Source organism: Micromonospora sp. NBC_00858 (assembly GCF_045207365.1).
Classification (GTDB): Bacteria; Actinomycetota; Actinomycetes; order Mycobacteriales; family Micromonosporaceae; genus Micromonospora.
On sequence record NZ_CP108828.1, the window covers coordinates 3,760,543 to 3,780,217 of the forward strand.

16 protein-coding genes and 3 pseudogenes are annotated in these 19,675 nt (G+C 70.0%); 10 read left to right on the forward strand and 9 right to left on the reverse strand.

Annotated features, from left to right (window positions below):
• The first annotated feature begins 111 nt into the window (after positions 1-111).
• From OG990_RS17490 to OG990_RS17505, 4 genes are all read left to right on the forward strand, one after another.
• Complete coding sequence (locus OG990_RS17490) at positions 112-744, forward strand: hypothetical protein (RefSeq protein WP_406081525.1); 633 nt, start codon at positions 112-114, stop codon at positions 742-744.
• 183 nt (positions 745-927) lie between these two features.
• Positions 928-2,259 carry a glycosyltransferase family 4 protein gene (locus tag OG990_RS17495; RefSeq protein ID WP_406081527.1) on the forward strand — a complete coding sequence of 444 codons (1,332 nt, stop codon included), beginning with the start codon at positions 928-930 and terminating at the stop codon, positions 2,257-2,259.
• The gene (locus OG990_RS17500) at positions 2,256-3,122 is read left to right on the forward strand and encodes a glycosyltransferase (protein ID WP_386991622.1); all 867 of its coding nucleotides are present in this window, start codon (positions 2,256-2,258) and stop codon (positions 3,120-3,122) included. Before OG990_RS17495 ends, OG990_RS17500 begins: the two co-directional genes overlap by 4 nt.
• Positions 3,103-3,795, forward strand: coding sequence for a polysaccharide deacetylase family protein (locus OG990_RS17505; protein ID WP_386991624.1), 693 nt, complete (start codon positions 3,103-3,105; stop codon positions 3,793-3,795). Before OG990_RS17500 ends, OG990_RS17505 begins: the two co-directional genes overlap by 20 nt.
• A gap of 6 nt (positions 3,796-3,801) precedes the next feature.
• Here the strand turns inward: OG990_RS17505 and OG990_RS17510 are convergent, their stop codons facing one another.
• The 4 genes from OG990_RS17510 to OG990_RS17525 form a co-directional block, all read right to left on the reverse strand.
• Positions 3,802-4,734, reverse strand: a complete 933-nt coding sequence (locus OG990_RS17510) for a glycosyltransferase (protein WP_406081528.1) — start codon at positions 4,732-4,734, stop codon at positions 3,802-3,804.
• 30 nt (positions 4,735-4,764) lie between these two features.
• On the reverse strand, positions 4,765-5,841 hold the full coding sequence (locus OG990_RS17515) for a GNAT family N-acetyltransferase (protein WP_406081529.1): 1,077 nt from the start codon (positions 5,839-5,841) through the stop codon (positions 4,765-4,767).
• Positions 5,842-6,011: 170 nt separating this feature from the next.
• Entirely contained in the window at positions 6,012-7,364 is a 1,353-nt protein-coding gene (locus OG990_RS17520; RefSeq protein WP_406081530.1) for a UDP-glucose dehydrogenase family protein, read from the reverse strand.
• Between the two features lie 71 nt (positions 7,365-7,435).
• On the reverse strand, positions 7,436-8,830 hold the full coding sequence (locus tag OG990_RS17525; protein ID WP_386991632.1) for a sugar transferase: 1,395 nt from the start codon (positions 8,828-8,830) through the stop codon (positions 7,436-7,438).
• Between the two features lie 467 nt (positions 8,831-9,297).
• Here OG990_RS17525 and OG990_RS17530 point away from each other — a divergent pair, with 467 nt between their 5' ends.
• Both OG990_RS17530 and OG990_RS17535 read left to right on the forward strand, forming a co-directional pair.
• A complete protein-coding gene (locus OG990_RS17530) occupies positions 9,298-10,050 on the forward strand; it encodes a sugar phosphate nucleotidyltransferase (RefSeq protein WP_406081531.1) in 753 nt (250 codons plus the stop codon).
• Complete coding sequence (locus OG990_RS17535; RefSeq protein WP_406081532.1) at positions 9,980-10,444, forward strand: SDR family oxidoreductase; 465 nt, start codon at positions 9,980-9,982, stop codon at positions 10,442-10,444. The genes OG990_RS17530 and OG990_RS17535 overlap by 71 nt, the downstream gene beginning before the upstream one ends.
• Here the strand turns inward: OG990_RS17535 and OG990_RS17540 are convergent.
• A complete protein-coding gene (locus tag OG990_RS17540) occupies positions 10,441-10,917 on the reverse strand; it encodes a GNAT family N-acetyltransferase (protein WP_406081534.1) in 477 nt (158 codons plus the stop codon). The genes OG990_RS17535 and OG990_RS17540 overlap by 4 nt on opposite strands.
• A gap of 141 nt (positions 10,918-11,058) precedes the next feature.
• On the opposite strand from OG990_RS17540, the pseudogene OG990_RS17545 reads away from it, so the two are divergent.
• A pseudogene (locus OG990_RS17545) lies at positions 11,059-12,570 on the forward strand (pyruvate, phosphate dikinase); the annotation flags it as partial.
• 64 nt (positions 12,571-12,634) lie between these two features.
• On the opposite strand, the gene tnpB reads toward OG990_RS17545, so the two are convergent.
• Both tnpB and OG990_RS17555 read right to left on the reverse strand, forming a co-directional pair.
• The gene (gene tnpB / locus OG990_RS17550) at positions 12,635-14,086 is read right to left on the reverse strand and encodes an IS607 family element RNA-guided endonuclease TnpB (protein ID WP_406081536.1); all 1,452 of its coding nucleotides are present in this window, start codon (positions 14,084-14,086) and stop codon (positions 12,635-12,637) included.
• Positions 14,083-14,658 (reverse strand): annotated as a pseudogene (locus tag OG990_RS17555) (IS607 family transposase). The gene tnpB and the pseudogene OG990_RS17555 overlap by 4 nt, the downstream one beginning before the upstream one ends.
• 55 nt (positions 14,659-14,713) lie before the next feature.
• Here OG990_RS17555 and OG990_RS17560 point away from each other — a divergent pair.
• Positions 14,714-15,151: pseudogene (locus OG990_RS17560) on the forward strand (putative PEP-binding protein); the annotation flags it as partial.
• A gap of 196 nt (positions 15,152-15,347) precedes the next feature.
• Here the strand turns inward: OG990_RS17560 and OG990_RS17565 are convergent.
• The gene (locus OG990_RS17565) at positions 15,348-15,986 is read right to left on the reverse strand and encodes a GAP family protein (protein ID WP_406081538.1); all 639 of its coding nucleotides are present in this window, start codon (positions 15,984-15,986) and stop codon (positions 15,348-15,350) included.
• Positions 15,987-16,372: 386 nt separating this feature from the next.
• Here OG990_RS17565 and OG990_RS17570 point away from each other — a divergent pair, with 386 nt between their 5' ends.
• On the forward strand, positions 16,373-18,199 hold the full coding sequence (locus OG990_RS17570; RefSeq protein ID WP_406081539.1) for a glycoside hydrolase family 15 protein: 1,827 nt from the start codon (positions 16,373-16,375) through the stop codon (positions 18,197-18,199).
• Between the two features lie 306 nt (positions 18,200-18,505).
• Positions 18,506-18,895, forward strand: a complete 390-nt coding sequence (locus OG990_RS17575; RefSeq protein WP_406082000.1) for a hypothetical protein — start codon at positions 18,506-18,508, stop codon at positions 18,893-18,895.
• Positions 18,896-19,176: 281 nt separating this feature from the next.
• Here OG990_RS17575 and OG990_RS17580 read toward each other — a convergent pair whose 3' ends face one another.
• Positions 19,177-19,638, reverse strand: a complete 462-nt coding sequence (locus tag OG990_RS17580) for a cyclic nucleotide-binding domain-containing protein (RefSeq protein WP_328414200.1) — start codon at positions 19,636-19,638, stop codon at positions 19,177-19,179.
• Positions 19,639-19,675: the final 37 nt, after the last annotated feature.

Genomic DNA, 19,675 nt, shown 5'->3' on the forward strand with positions numbered 1-19,675 from the left:
TCCGGTCGAGTTGCTTGCTGCATTCGTCCATGCCCCGTGGCATCCTCCACGCCTGAGTCGTCACACAGCATAAGCAGCGAGCGGACCAGAAAGGACCCGAAGGGCGTGTATTTGTCTGATGTCTTGGCGACGCTGCGTCGGCGGTGGTATCTCGTCGCCACCGGCCTGGTGGTCACCGCGCTGGCCGGCCTGGGCGCGCCCCAGGTCACGCCGCGTTACCTCGCCTCCGAGGTCGTCGTGATGCAGCCGCCGGTCTCGCCCTACGCGCCCAACCCGATGACCGGGCTCTACCCGTCGATCTCGATCACCGGAGCGGCGGTGGCGCAGCGGCTGAGCACGCCCGACGCGAAGGCCCGCCTGCGGACGGCGGGAGTGACCGGTCCGTACGCCTTCCAGCCCCGCAACACCGGCACCAACCAGGAGCCCCGGTACGTTATCGGTTCGATGACCATGACGACGATAGCGTCCGACGAGGAGAGTGGGCTGCGCGCGCTCGCCGTGCTCAGGGACGCCTTCGAGCAGGAGCTCAAGAGCTTGCAGGACCGATGGAAGGTAGCTCGGCAACTGCGCATCACCACCGCCGCCCTCGTCCCGCCGAGCGCGACGTTGCAGCCGCACTCGCCGTCACGGGCCCTGATCGGCGCCGGGTTGCTCGGCGTCATCGCGACCCTGGCGGTGACCCTCTGGACCGACGAGTTCCTCCGCCGCCGCGGCAAGCGCCGATCGGTTCACGTGACCGGGTGACCGTTCGTCCGCACCGGGGTTGCCGGCGTCGCCGCAGCTCAGGGCCAGGAAACGGGACCATTCGATGAGTCTTCTGTAAACATCCCGACACGCCGGGCAACCCAACGGTTGATTGTTTACTCAATCAGCGGCGGGGAGCGTACGCAGGGAATCAGCTCAAACGTGAACCGAGGTGACCCGGACGTGAGCAATTCCCAGCCCCACATCACCATCCTCGTGGCCAACCTTCCCGCCGAGCGCGATCGCCGAGTCATCAGGGAATGCCTGAGCCTGGAGGCAGATGGCTTCGAGGTCACCGTCATCGCGCCACGTGGCGACAAAAGCCTGCGCACTTTGCCGGGCAGTCGGAACACTCGGCTACGCCCCTATCCAACCTTTGTCTACGGCCACGGGGTACTTTCGTACGGCGTCGAATTCGGCTGGTCGTTTCTCTGCATCGCCGTCCGCCTGCTGGCCGAGGTGCTCAGTGGACGGGCGCACGCGGTGCAGGTGTGCAACCCACCCGATGTCTACTGGCCGCTGGCGCTGCTGCTGCGGGCCCTGGGCCGCCCGTGGGTCTTCGACCACCACGACCTATGCCCCGAGGTGTACGCGTCCCGCGTCGGCACCCCGAACAAATGGGCCTTCCGGGTCCTCCGGGCCTGCGAGTGGCTGACCCTGCACACGGCCACCGAGGTCGTGGCCACCAACGAGTCGTTCAAGGACAACGCCGTACGGCGTGGCGTCACGCCGGAAAGGGTGACGGTGGTCCGCAACGGTCCGACCCGGGGGGAGGTCGCCGAGCCGGGCGAAGCCACCGACCCGGCGGATGGCCGTCGGGCCGACCAGAAGGTGGTCTATCTCGGTGTCTTCGGACCACAGGACAACGTGGAGGGAGCTGTGCTGACCGCCGAGCAGTTGACGCGTCGCCGCGGGCGTACCGGCTGGCGCATGGTGCTCGCCGGCGACGGCGAGAGCATGCCGGCGCTGACCAGGCTCGCCACGGACCGGGGCCTGACGGACGTCGTGGAGTTCACCGGGTGGCTCGACGGTGTGGCCGTCGATGAACTGCTGCGCACCGCGACGGTCGCCATCCAGCCCGACCTGCCGACCCGGATGAACGAGCTGTCCACCATGGCCAAGACCGTCGAGTATCTCGGCCGTGGTGTGCCGGTCGTGGCGGTGGACCTCCTCGAGACCCGTCGCAGTGTGGGTGAGGCCGGCGCCTACGTTCCCACCGGTGCGCCGGAGGAGTTCGCCGAGGCCATCGACGAACTGCTGGACGATCCGGCCCGCCGGGCGCAGATGCGGGCCGTCGGGCTGGCCCGCTTCCGGGAGACCCTCGCCTGGGAGCACCAGGCCGACGCCTACGTCGCGGTGTGGCGCCGGCTCCTCGCCAAGCGACTCCCCCACGGCGTTGCCACGCCCGCCTCCCCGGCCGGCGCGGTGGCCGGACCGACCACGCCGGCGGGCGCCGCGGCGCCAGCCGGGCACGACCCGTCGGCGGCGACCGAGGAACGGGTAACGGCGCAGTGACCAGCATCGTCATCGCCGCCCACAACGAGCGCGCCGTCATCGGCCGCTGCCTCGACGCCCTGCTGGCCGAGGCCGCGCCCGGCGAGTTCGAGGTCACCGTCGTCGCCAACGGCTGCACCGATGAGACCGCCGCCATCGCCGCCGCGCGGCCGGGCGTACGGGTCGTCGAACTCGCCGAGGCTGGCAAGCCGGCCGCTCTGAACGCGGGAGACGACGCCACGCGCGGATTCCCACGCATCTATCTCGACGCCGACATCGTGCTCTCCACACAGGGGGTACGGGCCGTCGCCGCGGCGCTTGACGGACCGCACCTGGCCGCGACGGTCCGCCGGGAACTCGACCTAACCGGCCGGCCGACACTGGTGCGCGCCTACTTCAGCGTCCACCACCGTCTGCCGGTCTTCCGGGACGGTCTCTTCGGGCGCGGCGTGATCGGACTGTCCGAGGCTGGTCGGCATCGCTTTGACCGGTTCCCGGCGCTCGTGGCCGACGACCTCTTCCTCGACTCCTTGTTCGGGGCGGCCGAGAAACGGCAGGTCGACACGGTGAGCTCACGGGTGGCGACCCCGCGGCGCACCGGGGACCTGGTGCGCCGGCTGAGCCGGGTCCGCAGAGGCAACTCGGCCATGCGTGCCGCCGCCGGCCAGGGCCAGGTCGGGGCGCGCGTCCACCCCGCGGCCCGCCTCTCCTGGCTCCGTGACGTGGTCCTCCCCCGGCCCTGGCTCGCCCCGGCCGCGCTCTGCTATGTGGCGATCACGGTCCTCGCCGCGCTGTCCGCCCGGAGCCACGCTGAAGGCGCGGCCGGTTGGGGGCGCGACGACTCGTCCCGACAGGAAGAGGCGCATGCCCGAGTCCGACGGTAGGCACGTGCCGACCGGCACCACCGTCAACATCTGCTTCCACGGCATCGGCGAGCCGCGCCGGGACCTCGAGCCCGGCGAGGAGCGCTACTGGATCCGGCCGGACCAGTTCCACGCCATCCTGGACGACCTACTCAGCTGGCCGTCGGCGCAGATCAGCTTCGACGACGGCAACCTCTCCGACGTGCGGATCGGTCTGCCCGGGCTCACCGCCCGCGGCCTGTCGGCCGAGTTCTTCGTCCTGGCGGGGCGCCTCGGGACGGCCGGCAGCCTGGACGCGGACGACGTACGGGAACTGCAGGGTCACGGCATGACGATCGGCACGCACGGAATGCACCACCGCTCGTGGCGCGGAATGGACGAGCAGACCACGTACGACGAGCTCGTGACGGCCCGGTACCGTCTCGTCGAGGTGGTCGAGCAGGACGTCACGACGGCCGCCTGCCCGCTCGGGCAGTACGACCGGCGGGCGCTCGGCGAGCTCCGGCGGCTGGGCTACACCGCAGTCTTCACCAGTGATCGCCGGCCGGCCAGGCGAGCGGCATGGCTCCAGCCGAGATTCAGCGTCCGCCGCGACGACACGCCCGCCACTCTGCGGGCTGCCGTCGGGGCCAGCCGAGGCTGGCCCCGACGGATCCGGGGCGAGCTGGTGAGCGTGGCCAAGCGCTGGCGGTAGCCGGCGTCACCCGGCGGAGTGCACGGTCGCCGGCCCCGGCACCTCCCGGATCTTCGCGGGCCTGAGCAGGTCCCGCGCTGCTGCCCGGCTGGTCTGCCGACCGAGCAGGGCGCGGCTGGCCTCACGAGCCAGGAGCACAAACCAGTAGACCGCGGTAGACGCCAGGCCGTGCCGACGGCGGTAGAGGCGTACCCGATTGAGCGTGAGCAGCGCCCACAGCTTCGGCGAGTGCCGGGAGTCACCCTCCAGGTGCACGGCGCGGGCACCGGGTACGAAGCGCGTGACGAGACCCGCGTCCCGGGCCCGCAGGGCGAAGTGGGTCTCCTCCGAGTAGAGGAAGAAGGACTCGTCCCACGGGCCACACCGCTGCCAACACTCTCGACTGATCAGCAGCGTGGAACCCTCGGCCCAGTCGGTGACCGTCTCCCGGGCGTACCGGCGATCGTCGGTCACCACCTCGCCGATCACGGCATAGCGGCCGGCTCTCCGAGCCCCGAGAATGGCGTCCCCGAGGGCCCGGAGGATGGTGGGTTCGCGGCGCAGCGTCGTGATGAGCGCGCCGGCACCGTCCACGATGTGCGGCACCGCGATGCCGGTGCCGTTCGTGCCGAGGGCGGCCAGCAGGGTCTCGACGCAGCCCGGCCGGAGCCGGACGTCGGGGTTGAGCACGAGCACCGCCGCGTGCGGCGGCGCCGCGGCCACGGCCGCGTTGATACCGGCGGCGTAGCCCGCGTTGCGTCCCATCTCGACCACGGTCGCTTCGGGCGCCAGGCGACGCAGGGCCGCCACGGTGCCGTCGGCGGAGGCGTTGTCGGCGACCGTCAGGTGCCAGGACAACCCGCCCAGCCCCGGGCCCAGTGCCGCGAGGAGATCAGGCAGCAGCCGCTCGCTGTTGTAGGTCACCACAACGACGGCAACCCTCACCTCGGTAACGCTCACCAGGTGCTCCCATCCATGAAATGCCGGCTGTCACCGCTCGTGCAGCCTGGCGCGGAGACCGCGCAGGATTCGGCCCGTCCCGCCGCTGCGGAGTCGAGCCCCGACGGCGCCGGTGCGCACCGAGCGCGCCAGCGCGAATTGTGCCCGCCGGGCGCCGGCCACCGCCCACGACCGGCCGACGCGTCCCTCGGCCACCGGCACCTCGTCATTTGACAGCCGGCCCTTGTAGAGCGCCTCGGACTTGCCGAGGTCGATGTGCTCGATCCCATCGGCCGCACCGGCCTCGGCCATGCGGAGGCAGAGCAGGATGCCGGCGGAGTGCCGCGCCAGGTCGACGTCGTACGCGGGGAACCAGTAGGCGAGCACTGACCGGCTCCGCAGCCCGAGGTGGGCGGCGACGGGCTGGTCTCCGGCGTAGAGCGTGGAGACGACGGCCCGGCAGTCGGCCGCGGAGGACTGGGACAACTCCGTGAGCACCGCCTGGATCCACGGCGTCCGGAACCGGTCGTACTGCTGCGTCCGGCGGTACTGGTCCGACTTCCAGCGCCGCAGCGCGAGCATCACGCCCTCGCTGCGGTCCTCCCACTCGAACCGCTCCTCGCCGAGCTCGCGCACCATGCGGCGCTGCTTGCGCAGCGCCTGCCGGATCAGGTTCCCGTCGGTCATCCGGTCGTCGACGTAGCTCTGGTAGCCCTTCGACAGGTCGATGATGGGAGACCCGGCCACCCGAGCCTGGTACGGCGCGAAGGGTGCCTGATCGGCCAGCAGATGGTCGAACTCCCACACGGCCAGCCCGCACGCCTTCAACAGCCGGACCGGATCCCAGTCCAGGCCGGGACGGTGCACCAGGCCCTGGCAGTCGGAGATGCCGGAGCCGATCGGCACTCCGATGACCCGATGCCTCACCTCGTGGGGGAAGAAGCCGACGATCTTTGGGCCGTCCTGTAGCACCGCCACCCGGGCGGTGGGGCGGCTACGACCGACCGCGAGGGTGAATTCCGGGGCGAGGAAGGGATTCTGCAGCCTCGGCTGGGACTCCTGCATCTGCCGCCACTCGGCGACCTCGGCCGGGCCGAGGTCACTAGGACGGACAACGGAAATCTGCATCGGGCACCTTTCCCGGGACAACGCTGTTTTCGCCGCGGTTCATCGTGCCCGCTCCCGAAGGAAAGGTGAACCGCGGCCGGTGTCGGTTAGCCGTCTGCGCACGTGGACCGGTGGTGGCCCGTCGGCACCGTTCGGACGGCCTGACCCAGCCGTCGGTACGCTCCGGGGCTTCACGGGCGGCCAAGGGCCCGGTACTCCCAACCCGCCGCGTGCCATCGGGCCGGGTCCAGGGCGTGCCGGCCGTCGGCGATACGCGGCCTCGCCACCACCGTACGCAGCGCCGCCGGGTCGATCTCCCGGAACTGCGACCACTCCGTCAGCAGCACCACCACGTCCGCGCCGGTCGCCACATCGAAGGCGCTGTCACCGTATTCGAGCGCCGGATACGCCCAGCGCGCATTGGCCATGGCCACCGGGTCGAAAACCCGCACCCGTGCCCCCGCCCGGTGCAGGGCGCTCGCGACGTCGAGCGCGGGCGCGTCCCGGATGTCGTCCGAATTCGGCTTGAACGCCGCGCCCAGGGCCGCCACCCGGACCCCGCGCAGGTCCCCGCCGGCGAGTTCGCGTACCAGGTCCACCATGCGCCCCCGGCTGCGCTGGTTGATCCCGTCCACCTCCCTCAGGAAGGCCACCGCCCGCCCCACGCCCAACTCCTCGGCCCGGTGCATGAACGCGCGGATGTCCTTGGGCAGGCACCCGCCACCGAAGCCCAGCCCCGGCCGCAGGAACCGGCTGCCAATCCGCTCGTCGAGGCCCAGGGCCGTGGCCAGGTCGTACACGTCCGCGCCGCTGGCCTCGCACACCTCTGCCATGGCGTTGATGTACGAGATCTTGGTGGCCAGGAAGCCGTTCGCCGCGACCTTGACCAGCTCCGCGGTCTGCGGATCCGTCACCAGCACCGGGCAGCCCTGGTCGACCACCGGAGCGAACACCTCGCGCAGGCGTCGCTCGGCCCATCGGGAGGAAACGCCGAACACCAACCGGTCCGGACGCATCGTGTCGTCGACGGCGAAGCCCTCGCGGAGGAACTCAGGGTTCCAGGCCAGCTCCACGGCGTCGCCGGCCGGCGAGACGGCGTGCATCAGGTCGGTGAGCCGGGCGGCGGTGCCGACCGGAACCGTGGACTTGCCGACGACCAGCGCACGTCGGTGCAGGCCACGGGCCAACGTGATCAGCGCCGCCTCGACATGCCGCAGGTCAGCCGCGTACGAACCGGCCCGCTGCGGGGTCCCCACGCAGAGAAAATGGACGTCGCCGAAGTCGGCCGCCTCGGCCAGGGAGGTGGTGAAGCGCAGCCGCCCCGAATCCAGCGCCTTGGCCAGCAACTCGGGCAGCCCGGGTTCGAAGAAGGGCACCTCGCCCGCGGCCAGCCGCTCGATCTTGTTTGCGTCGACGTCGACGCCGAGCACCTGGTAGCCGAGCGCGGCCATGCACACCGCGTGGGTGGCCCCCAGGTAGCCGGTGCCGATGACGGTGAGCTTGTGGGCAGCGCCATCCACCGGTTCGGTGCACCCGGTGTTCATGGTTCCTCCAGAAGGATCAGGACGCGACCGACAGCGCGTGCGCCAGTCGTGCGATGACGGGGTGCGGGCGGTCAGTAGGCTCCGGAGCTGCGGACGACGGCGCTCAGCGTGCGGACCAGGATCACCAGGTCCATGGTCAGCGACCAGTTCTCCACGTACGACAGGTCGAGCCGGATGGACTCCTCCCAGGACAGGTCGGACCGGCCGGAAACCTGCCACAGCCCGGTCAGGCCGGGCTTGACGACCAGACGCCTGCGCATGTCCGACGGATAGTTGGCCACCTCACGCGGCAGCGGCGGCCGCGGTCCGACCAGCGACATGTCACCCCTGAGCACGTTGACGAGCTGCGGGACCTCGTCCAGCGACAGCCGGCGCAGCCAGCGCCCGACCCGGGTCACCCGGGGGTCCTGGCGCATCTTGAACAGCTCCCCGTCGGTCTCGTTGCGGTCGAGCAGTTCCGCCAGGCGTTCCTCGGCGTTCACGTACATGGTTCGGAACTTGTAGATGCAGAACGGCCGGCCGTTCTTGCCCACCCGCACCTGGCGGAAGATGGCGGGTCCACCGGCACCCGGGCTCACCCGGACCAGCAGGGCGATCGCGAGCAGCACCGGGGCGGCGACAATCAGCAGCAGGAGCGCCGACACCCGGTCGAAGACCGCCTTGACGACCCGCCGGCCGCCCTTCAACCGAGGGTGCTCGACGTGCAGCATCGGCAGGCCGTCGACGGGTCGGACGGTGGTGCGGTCGCCGGCCACGTCCACGAGGTTGCTGGCGACGATCAGGTCGACCTCGTCGCGTTCGAGTTGCCATCCCAACCGGCGCAGGGCGGATCCCGCCATCTCGGGACAGGAGAGCACGACCACCGTGTCCGCACCCGTGCCCGTGACGGCCGCCGGAACGTCCGCGAAGGTGCCGAGGATCGGCGGCAGCCCGCCGGCGCGCGGCTCCGCGGTTCCCGCCGGCGGATGCGGGAGACAGGCGCCGACCACGCCGAGCCCGTGATAGCACTCGCGGCGCAGCCTCCTGGTCATCTCCGCGACGGCGAGCTCGTGCCCGACCAGGATCACCCGGTGCAGCCGCTCACCGCGGGCCCACGACCGGTGGAGCTGCTGGCGGACCAGGTAGCGCATCGCGACGCCGGCGACGGTGACCAGTGGCATCGCGATGATCACGTAGCCTCTGGCGATTCGGAAGTCGAACGCGAGGGAAATGACCGCCAACGTGGCGGTAACGGCGAGACCGGTTTGGAAGACCCGGGCGTACTCATCATTTCCCACGAATAGATGGCGCGATTCATACGCTCGGTTGAGGGTGAGCGCCAGCACCCAGGCGAACGGCAGCGCAAGGGTGAGCCAGAGATGGCCACGGTTGTACGGCTCCGCCGTCGCCGGGCCGAATCTAAGGCTCAGCGCCACCACGGCCGACCCGGCACCGACCATGAGGTCGACCACGCAGAGTGTGGCCACGTAACGGGACTGCCAACCAGTCCGCAGTGAAGTGACCGAATGGCCTATCGGCGCCCGCTCACCCTCCCGCCTAGTCGTGCCGTCAATGACCTGCACGATTTCTACCAATGCACACCGCCCCCACGTACACGCGCCGACGACCAGCCACGCCCCTGCGGCTTGTCGTCCGGCTCGAGTTGGTGCGGTACCCGCGAAGACTGCGCGTCCGGGGGCCCCTTCCCGGAGGCGTTGGCGGGACCGACTGAGGTATGAGCATGCTGACCACGGACTCAATGCGCCAGCATCGTATTCGGCATTTCTGAGCTAAAGTCGAATTGCCGACAACGCACAGGCTGACCGGCGGCCGACCCTATACCGGACCGGTGTTTCACAATGGCCGTCCAGTTGCCCCGGTCAACCGAACGAGGCGGCGGTGAGACACTTTCGGACGTTCCCAGGTGACGCTTCGCGGCCGGTAACCTCGCGCTATGCGCGGAATCCTTCTCGCCGGCGGCACCGGAACGCGGCTGTGGCCGATCACCCGTGCAGTGTCCAAGCAACTCATGCCAATCTTCGACAAGCCGATGATCTACTATCCACTGTCTACATTGATCATGGCGGGCGTACGCGAAATCCTGATGATCACCACACCCGAGGATCAGGACCAGTTCCGTCGCGTGTTCGGTGACGGCGCCCAACTGGGGCTGCGGCTTGAGTACGCCGTACAGCCACGCCCGGAGGGAATCGCGCAGGCCTTCCTCGTCGGCGCCGACTTCATCGGCGCCGAATCCGTGGCCCTGGTGCTCGGCGACAACATCTTCCACGGCGTCGGGCTCGGCCGGCAGCTCGCCGGTCACGGAGACCTCGTCGGCGGTCGAATCTTCGCCTACCAGGTGGCTGACCCCGGGGCGTACGGAGTGGTCGACTTCGACGCCGACGGCAGAGTGCTAACCGGCGTCGCCGGAGCCGAGGCCCGGGAGCAGGCCGCCACCGCCGTCAACGGCGACACGGTCGCCAACCTGGCCAGCGGCTGCGCCGCGACCGGGGCGCGGATGATTCACATCTCCACCGACTACGTCTTCCGGGGCGACGCCACCGAGCCGTACCCGGAGGACGCCCGACCTGTCCGGTCAACGCGTACGGCGCAGCAAACTCGTCGGAGAGCTCGCCGTGACCCGGTTGCTCCCCGACGCCGGCTATGTCGTGCGCACCGCCTGGCTCTACGGCGCGCACGGGCCTAACTTCGTCGCGACCATGCTGCGGCTCGCCGGAGAACGCGAGCGGCTCGACGTGGTAAACGACCAGCGGGGGCAGCCCACCTGGTCATACAGGCTGGCAGAGCAGCTCGTCGTGCTGACCGGCGCGGCGCTGGCCGGCCACGCCGCCCCCGGCATCTACCACGGCACCGCCTCGGGCGAGACGACCTGGTACGGCCTGGCACGCGCCGTGTTCGGCCTGCGCGGCCTCGACCCGGACCGCATCCGGCCGACAGCCAGCGACGGTTACCGGCGGCCCGCGCCCCGTCCGGCGTACAGCGTCCTGGGCCACGGCCGCTGGGGTGCGGCGAATCTGCGGCCGCTGGCGGACTGGCGATCGGCCCTGGCTGAGGCACTGGCCACCGGTCGGACCTGTTAGGCGGGCAGCTCCAGCAAATACTCCTCGACCTCGGCGCCGCGGCCGTTGGCGTACCCCGAATCCTCGCCGACCACCACGAAGCCGCACTTACGGAGCACCGCGAGGGACGCGGCGTTGTCCTTGGCGGCGCGGGCGTGCACCGGCCGGGGCAGCTCGCGCAGCAGGGCGGCGAGGGCCGCCGTGGCGTGGCCCCGGCCCCAGCGGGCCCGGTCGATCCAGTAGCTGACCTCGGTGCGGTCACCGGCCGGGAAGGCGGTGACGTGGCCGACCACCTCGCCGTCGGCCTCGACGGTGCGGACCACGATCGCCGGGTCGGTGAGCACCCGTGCCCAGTGCCGGGCGAACTCGCGGTGGTCGGACGGGTTCGCGGCGACGAAGGCGGCCATCCGGTTGGCCTCCGGATCCTGCTGGTACAGGAAGAACTCCACGAGATCGTCTTCGCGGACCGGGCGTAGCCGCACGTCGGAGGTCATCGGGCGAGGATACGCGGCGGAGGTGTGGGTCCGGGACCTCTGGCCCGCCGGCCGTACCGTCCGGCCCTGCCGGCACGCCCTGGCGCATTGGTGCCACTGGATGCAGAGGTCCGTGCGGCAACGGAAGTGGAGGCAGGAGCCATGCCCAAGTACGTCTACGACTTCATCGAGGGTGACCGGGGCAGGGCCGACCTGCTGGGGGGCAAGGGTGCGAACCTGAGCGAGATGACCCGGCTGGGGCTGCCGGTGCCGCCGGGCTTCACCATCAGCACCGACGCCTACCGGGAGTACCTGAAGACCGGGGCGCCCCCGGACGGGCTCTTCACGGAGGTCAACGCGCACCTGCGCGACGTGGAGGCGCGGCTGGACCGGCGGCTCGGCGACCCGCACAACCCGCTGCTGCTGGCGGTCCGCTCCGGTGGCCGGTACTCGATGCCCGGGATGATGGAGACGGTCCTGGACATCGGGCTCAACGACACCACGGTCGGCGGTCTGGCCGCGCACAGCGGCGACGCCTGCTTTGCCTGGGACTCGTACCGGCGGTTGATCCAGATGTTCGGCCGTACGGTGCACGGGCTACCGGCGGAGGAGTTCGAGCGGGAGCTCGAGGCGCTGCGTGCGACGGCCGGGTCGGCCGGGCCGAACGCCGAACAGCTGCGCGACCTGGTGCAGACGTACAAGAAGATCTTCGCCGCGCAGGTCGGGCACGAGTTCCCGCAGGCCCCGCACGAGCAGCTGTACCTGGCCATCCGGTCGGTGTTCGAGTCGTGGAACTCCGAGCGGGCGCGGTTGTACCGCCGCCAGGAGCACATTCCGGACGAGCTCGGCACGGCGGTCAACGTCATGGCGATGGTCTTCGGCAACCTCGGCCCGGACTCCGGCACGGGAGTGGCGTTCACCCGCGATCCGGCCACCGGCACGCCCGGGATCTACGGCGACTACCTCACCAACGCCCAGGGTGAGGACGTGGTGGCCGGCATCCGTAACACCGTCGGCCTGCCCGAGCTGGCGCACATCGACCCGGTGAGTTACCGCCGGCTCGTCGAGATCATGGCGACGTTGGAGCGGCACTACCGGGACCTGTGCGACATCGAGTTCACCATCGAGCGGGGTCGGCTCTGGATGTTGCAGACCCGGGTCGGCAAGCGGACCGCCGCGGCGGCGTTCGTGATCGCCGCGCAGCTGGTCGACGAGGGGCTGATCACGCTGAACGAGGCCCTGCACCGGGTCACCGGCGCCCAACTGGCCCAGCTGATGTTCCCCGCGTTCGACCTGGCCGGCGCGCCCGAGCCCCTGGCCGTCGGCCTCGGTGCCTCGCCCGGCGCCGCCGTGGGCCGGGTGGTCTTCGACTCGGCCGCGGCGGCGACGGCCGACGGGCCGGTGATCCTGGCGCGGCGGGAGACCAACCCGGACGACCTGCCCGGCATGATCGCCGCGGCGGGAGTGCTCACCTCGCGCGGCGGCAAGACCTCACACGCCGCCGTGGTGGCCCGGGGCATGGGGCGTACCTGCGTCTGCGGCGCGGACGCGCTGCGGATCGACTCCGAGCGCGGCGAGTTCACCGTCGGCGACCGGGTCGTGCGGGCCGGCGAGGTGATCTCGATCGACGGGACCACCGGTCGGGTCTACCCGGGCGAGGTGCCGGTGCAGCCGTTGCTGATCCCATCGTCAGGTCTCAGCAATCCGTGCGTTTCCGCAGGGAAGGTCCGTAACGGTGTCACCACAACGTGAGGGTCGCGGCGTCCTGATGACGGTCTCTCGCTTCCGCCTGCCGACATGTCGGCAGGGTTGCGCCACCTGCCCGCCCCGCCCCAACCTTTCGGCCGGGGCGGGTAGCGCGGGTCTTCTGGTCGGCTCCACGAGGGTTCGGCGCTTGCGCGCCCCGGTCTCCGGCCACTGCGGTACCGGTCGAGCTGGCCGCCGCGAGGGCGGCGAGGTTGCAGGCGGCGTTAGCGTCCCGGTCGGCGACCAGGCCGCACACGTCGCAGCGGAAAGTGCGCACGTGCAGCGGCAGCTTGGCTTTCACCGCGCCACACGTGGAGCAGGTCTTCGAGGAAGGGAACCAGCGGTCGGCGACATGGATCCGTCCACCGTTCCAGCCGGCCTTGTACGTCAGTTGCCGCCGGATTTCCCCGAATCCGGCGTCGGCGATCTTCCGCGCCAGGCGCCGATTGCGCAGCATCCCAGCGACGTTGAGGTCTTCGACCACAACCGTGCCGTACTCGGCGCTGATCTTGGTGGTGAGTTTATGCAGCGCGTCGCCGCGCAGGTTCGCCACCCGATGGTGCAGCCGGTTTCGTTCCGCGTTGGCTTTCAACCAACTGCGGGAAGGGGTCTGGCCGGTGCGCCGGTTCGGTCCTCGTCGGCGCGAGACGCGGCGGGAGAGCCGCTTGAGCTGTTTTACCGCCGCGTCGTAATGCCCGGGGTTGGGCACATGGCGGATCTCGCCCTGGCTGTCGGCGAGGACGGCGAGGCATTTCACGCCCAGGTCCACCCCGACGGCGACGTCCTGGCGGGCCGGGGTGCGTGCGGCGCGTTCGACCTCGACCTGGAAGGAGACGAACCAGCGCCCCCGCTCGAACCTGACCGTTGCGCAGAGGATGCGGGCGGTGTCGACGGCGATACGGCGCTCAAGCTTGCGTGTGGATTCGTGGGTGCGGATCGTGCCCAGTCTGGGCAGGGTGACATGCCGACGATCGGGCTCGACGCGGATGGCGCCGGTGGTGAACCGGCACGACAACCCCGCCCGGTGCTTGGACTTGCGCCGCGGCATGCCCATCCGTCGGCCCTTGCGCTGCCCGCGCTTCGACTTCGCGTAGTTGTCGAACGCGGCGGCGGCGTTGGCCAGCCCGGTGTTGTAGGCCTCCTTGGAGTTCTCCTCCCACCAGCCAGCAAACCGCGGGTCGGTCTTCTTGACCTGGTTGAACTCCTTACGCAGGCCGATCAGCGACCACGGCCGCCACTCGGTCAACTCCGGCTCGGCCAGCCCGTAGGACGCCTCGGCGCGGCGCTGCCACCACGACGCCGACACCCAGCCCACCGCCCAGTTGTAGGCGGCGCGTGCCGCGCCGCAGTGCGAGCGCAACGCCCGCTCCTGCGCGGCGTTGGGGTCCAGGGCGAACCGGTACGCCTGCACCACGAAGCCCGGCTGCGGCTGGAACTTCTTCACCCCACATCCCCCGCAGCCTCAGCCGCCCGCAACGCAGCGTCGGCCCGGTGTCGGGCCGAGCGGCGGCCGTACAGGCGGGCACACATCAAGGTCAGCACCTCGGTCATGTCCCGCACCAGGTCACCGCTGGCTTCCTGCGCGTCGAGGACGATCAGGCGACGCCCGGACGCGGCGAGAGCGGCCTCCAGGTGCTCCACACCGAAACGGGCCAGGCGGTCGCGGTGCTCCACCACGATCACCACCGCTTCGGGTCAGCCAGCACGCGGGCGAGTTTGCGCCGCCGGCCGTTCAGCCCGGAGCCGACCTCGGCGACAACTTCGCCCACGGCAAGCCCGAGCTTGGTCACTCCCACAACCACACGGGCAACCTGCCGATCCAAGTCTGGTTTCTGGTCCGACGAGGACACCCGGCAGTACGCCACCACCCGGCCGGTCGCGAGGGTGCCCGGCTCCTGCACCAGCCAGGTCCCGGTAGCGGTGCGCACCAGGCACGGGCATCTCGCCGTCCCTGGCCCACCGCCACGCGGTCTGGTAGTGCACGCCGTTGCGTGCCGCCCACCCGCTCAACCTCACGCGATTATTTTCCACGAAAGTTGATAGACGATGAAACAACGCGCGACTGTTACCACCCTCCCCGGTCGCCCGCTACCTCGCCGGTGACCTGGCGCCGCAGGCCGACCCGCTGGTCGCGGCGGTGCACCGGCTGCTCGGGCACGCCGACGCGGTGCGCCGGCTGGGCGTACGGGCCAACGCGGACACCGGCGCGGACGCCCGGCGGGCCCGGCGGTTCGGCGCCACCGGCATCGGTCTGTGCCGCACCGCGCACATGTTCCTCGGCGAGCGTCGGGTGCTGGTGGAACGGCTGATCCTGGCGGACGGGCCGGGCGAGGTGACCGACGCCTTGGACGTGTTGCTGCCGTTGCAGCGGGCCGACTTCGTGGAGATCCTGACCGCGATGGACGGGCTGCTGGTGACGATCCGCCTGATCGACCCGCCGCTGCACGAGTTTCTTCCCCCGTTGCACGAGCTGACGGCGCGGGTGGCCCGGGCCGAGGTGCGCGGCGAGGCCTCATCATCCGGTGACCATCGCTCCGGCGGATCCTTCGTCCGGGAAGTTGTAGGAGACCTCACGCCCTCCGTCACCTTCGAGGCGGCCACGTACCCGCCACCGCTGACCGGGACCTCCTTCCTGACACCAGGTGACGCGCGGCACGGAGATGCATGCCAACCCGCCCAGCGATTGACGCCCAGGTGAAGGTGGGTTACTTGAGCAGATCGGAAACGACGATTGCCACGAAGATCAGGATGACCGCCTCGCTGATCAGCCACGAGTGGGCGTTGGCCCAGTCCCGGATCTTCGGCAGCACCGCCACCGCGCGCTGACCGAGCGCGAGCAGGGCGAGTAGCGGCAACGCCAGAAACAGCAGCGTCAGAACCAGGAATGGCAGCAGGTGCCACCAGGGCTTGTCGTGCCCGGCCAGGCTTCCAGCGACCACCAGCATGGTGCCTTCGTCGGTGGGCATGGCGATGAAGAGCAGAAAGCCCAACCCGAAAGCGAAGCGGGGGCTGGCCGCCTGCAACTTGCTCATCCACTTCGGCGGCTGGCTCCGCTCGCGGCGGGCGAAGACGATCACCATCAGCGCCAACAGCACGGCCAACACCACCCAGTCGATCAGGTGACGAGTACCGGCATGCTTGCCGTGCCCGCCGCCCATGCCCCGTACGGCGTGGAAGACGAAGTACCAGACGGTCAGCCCGATGAGCATGGCGAGGCCGGCCCCAACCAGGTAGGCGAGCGAGCTGCGCTTGGCCTCCCGGCTGGAGGCGAGGAAGACGGCGCTGATGATCTGCGGACCGGCGATCATCACCACCGTAAGCGGCAGGACGCTCAGCAAGTTCACGGTTTGCCCCCTTACGGCGTCATTCTTTCCACGCGGATCCCGCTCAGGACGTCGTTTGCGCGATCCAGTCCTGTGGCAAGCTCGTGCCCTCCGAGAGCGCGCCGACCGACGACGGCTCAGACAGCGGCGCGGCGGCCTCGAACTGCCAAGCTGGCAGAGTCGTCGAGCGTAGTCGGCAGCTGCTCGTCTGGCCCCTTCACCAAGCACCGCTCGTCCGGCGCAGGGTGTCGCCCGAGTACGGGCTGCGGTGGTCCAGCTGTCGCGTCTGCGCTCTTCCGCCGGTACCGGTAGCAAGGCGTTACGTTCGCGAGTTACGAGCCGCGAGGTGTGTCCCGCCCGTTCAGGGGTATCCGCCCGTAGTCGGTGAGATGAGGGTGGGAGGTCCATTGGATTCGTACCCTGCTGTGGAGGCCCACGGCTTGATCGGTGACCTGCAGACCGCGGCGCTCGTGGCGATGGACGGGACGGTGGACTGGTTCTGCGCCCCACGCTTCGACTCCCCGAGCCTGTTCGGTGGGCTGCTCGATCGGCACAAGGGTGGGCACTTCCAGGTCTCGCCCGATGGCGTCGACTACACGAGTAAGCAGTTGTACCTGCCCGGCACGCCGATCCTTATCACCCGCTTTCTCAGCGCGGACGGCGTGGGTGAGCTGGTGGATTTCATGCCCGTCGCGGGAGACGTCGCGACCGACCGGCACCGCCTGGTCCGCATGATCCGGATCGTCCGAGGCAGCGTGCGGTTCCGTATCGACTGCCAACCCCGGTTCAACTACGGCCGGGATCCGCACGAGCTCGACGTGTACCCGGAGGGACACGTCTTCCGCAGTCCCAGCCTCACCCTCACCCTGAGTCCCGTCGGCTTCGACGAGCTCAGGGTCGACGCGGAGATGCGACGTAGCAAGGAGGGCGTATCCATCGTCGGCACGTTCCATGAGGGCGCCTACGGCGGGGTGATCCTGGAAACAGGATCGGTTGATCAGCCGCGGGTGATTGGTACGGGCGAGGTGCGCGACCTGCTCGTGCAGACCCGCGACTTCTGGCGGCGCTGGCTCAGCCGCTCCCGGTACACAGGCCGCTGGCGGGAGATGGTCGAGCGGTCCGCGATGACGCTCAAACTCATGACGTACGCGCCGACCGGCGCGCTGGTCGCCGCCCCCACCGCAGGCCTGCCCGAGCAGATCGGCGGGGTACGCAACTGGGACTACCGCTACACCTGGATGCGCGACGCGGCATTCTCGGTGCGCGCGCTGCTCATCCTGGGCTTCACCGACGAAGCTCAGCAGTACCTGCACTGGGTGAACGACCGGGTCCGGGAGGCCAAGGAACGGGAGACGCGGCCGCAGATCATGTACCGCGTCGACGGCTCATCAGACATCACCGAGGAGACGCTCGACCACTTCGAGGGTTACCGCGGATCAGCACCCGTGCGCATTGGCAACGGCGCCGCGAACCAGCTGCAATTCGACATCTACGGCGAGGTACTCATGGCCCTCCACGTCGCCGACTGTCACGGTTTTCAGGCCACCCGCGAGGGGTGGATGAACGCGGCAGGAACAGTGGACTGGCTCTGCGACAACTGGGACCAGCCCGAAGACGGGATCTGGGAAACCCGCGGCGGCCGCCAGGACTTCACCTACGGGCGCCTGATGTCCTGGGTAGCCTTCGACCGAGCTGTCCGCCTCGCACACCGACGCGGACGACCCGGCGACACCAACCGGTGGGTGAGTGCCCGAAACCAGATCTACGACCAGATCATGGCCCGCGGCTTCCACCCCGGACCCGGTGCCTTCGTGCAGCACTACGCGTCCGACGTCCTCGACGGGTCCCTGCTCATCATGCCCACGATCGGACTCGTGTCGCCTGACGACCTGATGTGGCAGTCAACGCTGCGGGCCATGGACGCAACACTGGTCTCCGACAGCCTCGTCTACCGCTACGACCCGAACGCCTCACCCGACGGCCTGCCCGGCCAGGAGAACACCTTCACCATGTGCAGCTTCTGGTACGTCCGGGCACTCGCGCAGTCCGGACGGCTCGAAGACGCCACGCTGACCTTCGAGAAGATGCTCACCTACAGCAGCCCCCTCGGCCTCTACTCAGAGGAAATCACCCCCACCGGCGAGCAGGTCGGCAACTTCCCGCAGGCGTTCAGCCACCTCTCACTGATCACCGCCGCCGTGAACCTCGACCAACTACTCGATGGCCGCCCGTGAGCCGACCCAAGCGTCGGCGGGAGGCGTTGTGCTCAGACCGAACGATGCAACTGCTTCCACCACAGGTGCCGTCCCCGCCGGGCCGGAAACGGGTTACGGGCAGCAGAGGCGGGAGGACAGTCGGCGGCGCGTGTCCTACGACGAGTACGTCCTGGCGGCGGCGCTCACTCTCGCCCGCCGGCACAGGCCCGTCTGGTCGTGGCGGCAGTGGCGGCGTATCTGCCGCTGCGGAGGCGATCTGCCGTGCCGAAGCCGTCATCTTATTCCGATCAACCGCGGCCACTGGCCGTGCCAGGACGCGCCGAGATGACCACACACCTTCCGGTCAGCCCCGCTTGGACGTGCGGCGGTTGCGGTGCCGACTGGCCCTGCCAGACGCGGCAGCGGGAGCTGCGAGCCGAGTACGACCGCGTCCCGGTGTCGCTCGCCCTCTACCTGGCCGCTCAGCTCGTCGACGCCGCCGAGGACCTGGCCCACGTCCCCGCCGGCCGCCTACACCACCGGTTCCTCGGCTGGACCCGATGGAGCATCCTGCGACCCGGCGACGAGAAGTTCCACTACAGCGACGGCTCCCACAGATGGATCCCGCCGAACCCGGACTACGACCAGGAGGTCTGGGACGAGCAGGTCCGCCAACACAAGCACGGCCACCTGAGACAAGAGCACCCGAAGGTCCGCATCCAGCGCCTCGTCTGACGCCAGCAGTACAGCAGCGAAGTACAGCAACCGTGCCAGCCGAACCAGACCGGCAACGACGAAGACAGGCCGGATGACCTCGAACGACACCCAATCCAACCCGCTCGCCGGCAATCCAGCCGTGACCGCCGTCCGACCGTCACCACCGACCGAGCGCACAGCAGCAGACCTGAACGGCACCGGGCCGACACCCCGCCACCCGGCCCCGACCTGCTGGCCCGGGTCCGCGGCCAGCCGGGTCTGCGGCCAGTTCGCCGAACGGGGGGTGACCGTCTACTGAGTCAGGCGGCCGGATAGCCGTACAGCTCGCGCAGCCGGCTGCGGGACGCCTGGAGCCGGTCCACCACCACGGCCATGAGCCGCAGGGTGAGCTGCCGGCCAAGGGCGTCATCGGATTCGATCAGCCGCCGCACGCCCTCGGCCGTGAACTCGATTGTCGTGGTGCGTTGCACCGCGACCGCACCGAACTGCCAGCGGTACGGCGGGAAGATCCAGGACCAGCCGAGCACCCCGCCCGCGCCGATCGTCTCGATCCCCACGTCTCCGCGGCCGGGCACCGGGAAGTCCAGCGCCACCTCGCCGCGGTTGATCAGCCAGAACCGTTCGGCCGGCTGGCCGGCGCGGAACACCCGGTGCCCGGGATGCCACACCACCGGCCGGGCGTACCCGGCCAGCCGCGGCAGCCACTCCTGCGGCACGCCGGTGAGAAAGGGATGCTCCCGGAGAACGTCCAACGCGGTCATGGCGGCGCCCCTTCCTCGACCTCTGGTCACTCGTCGC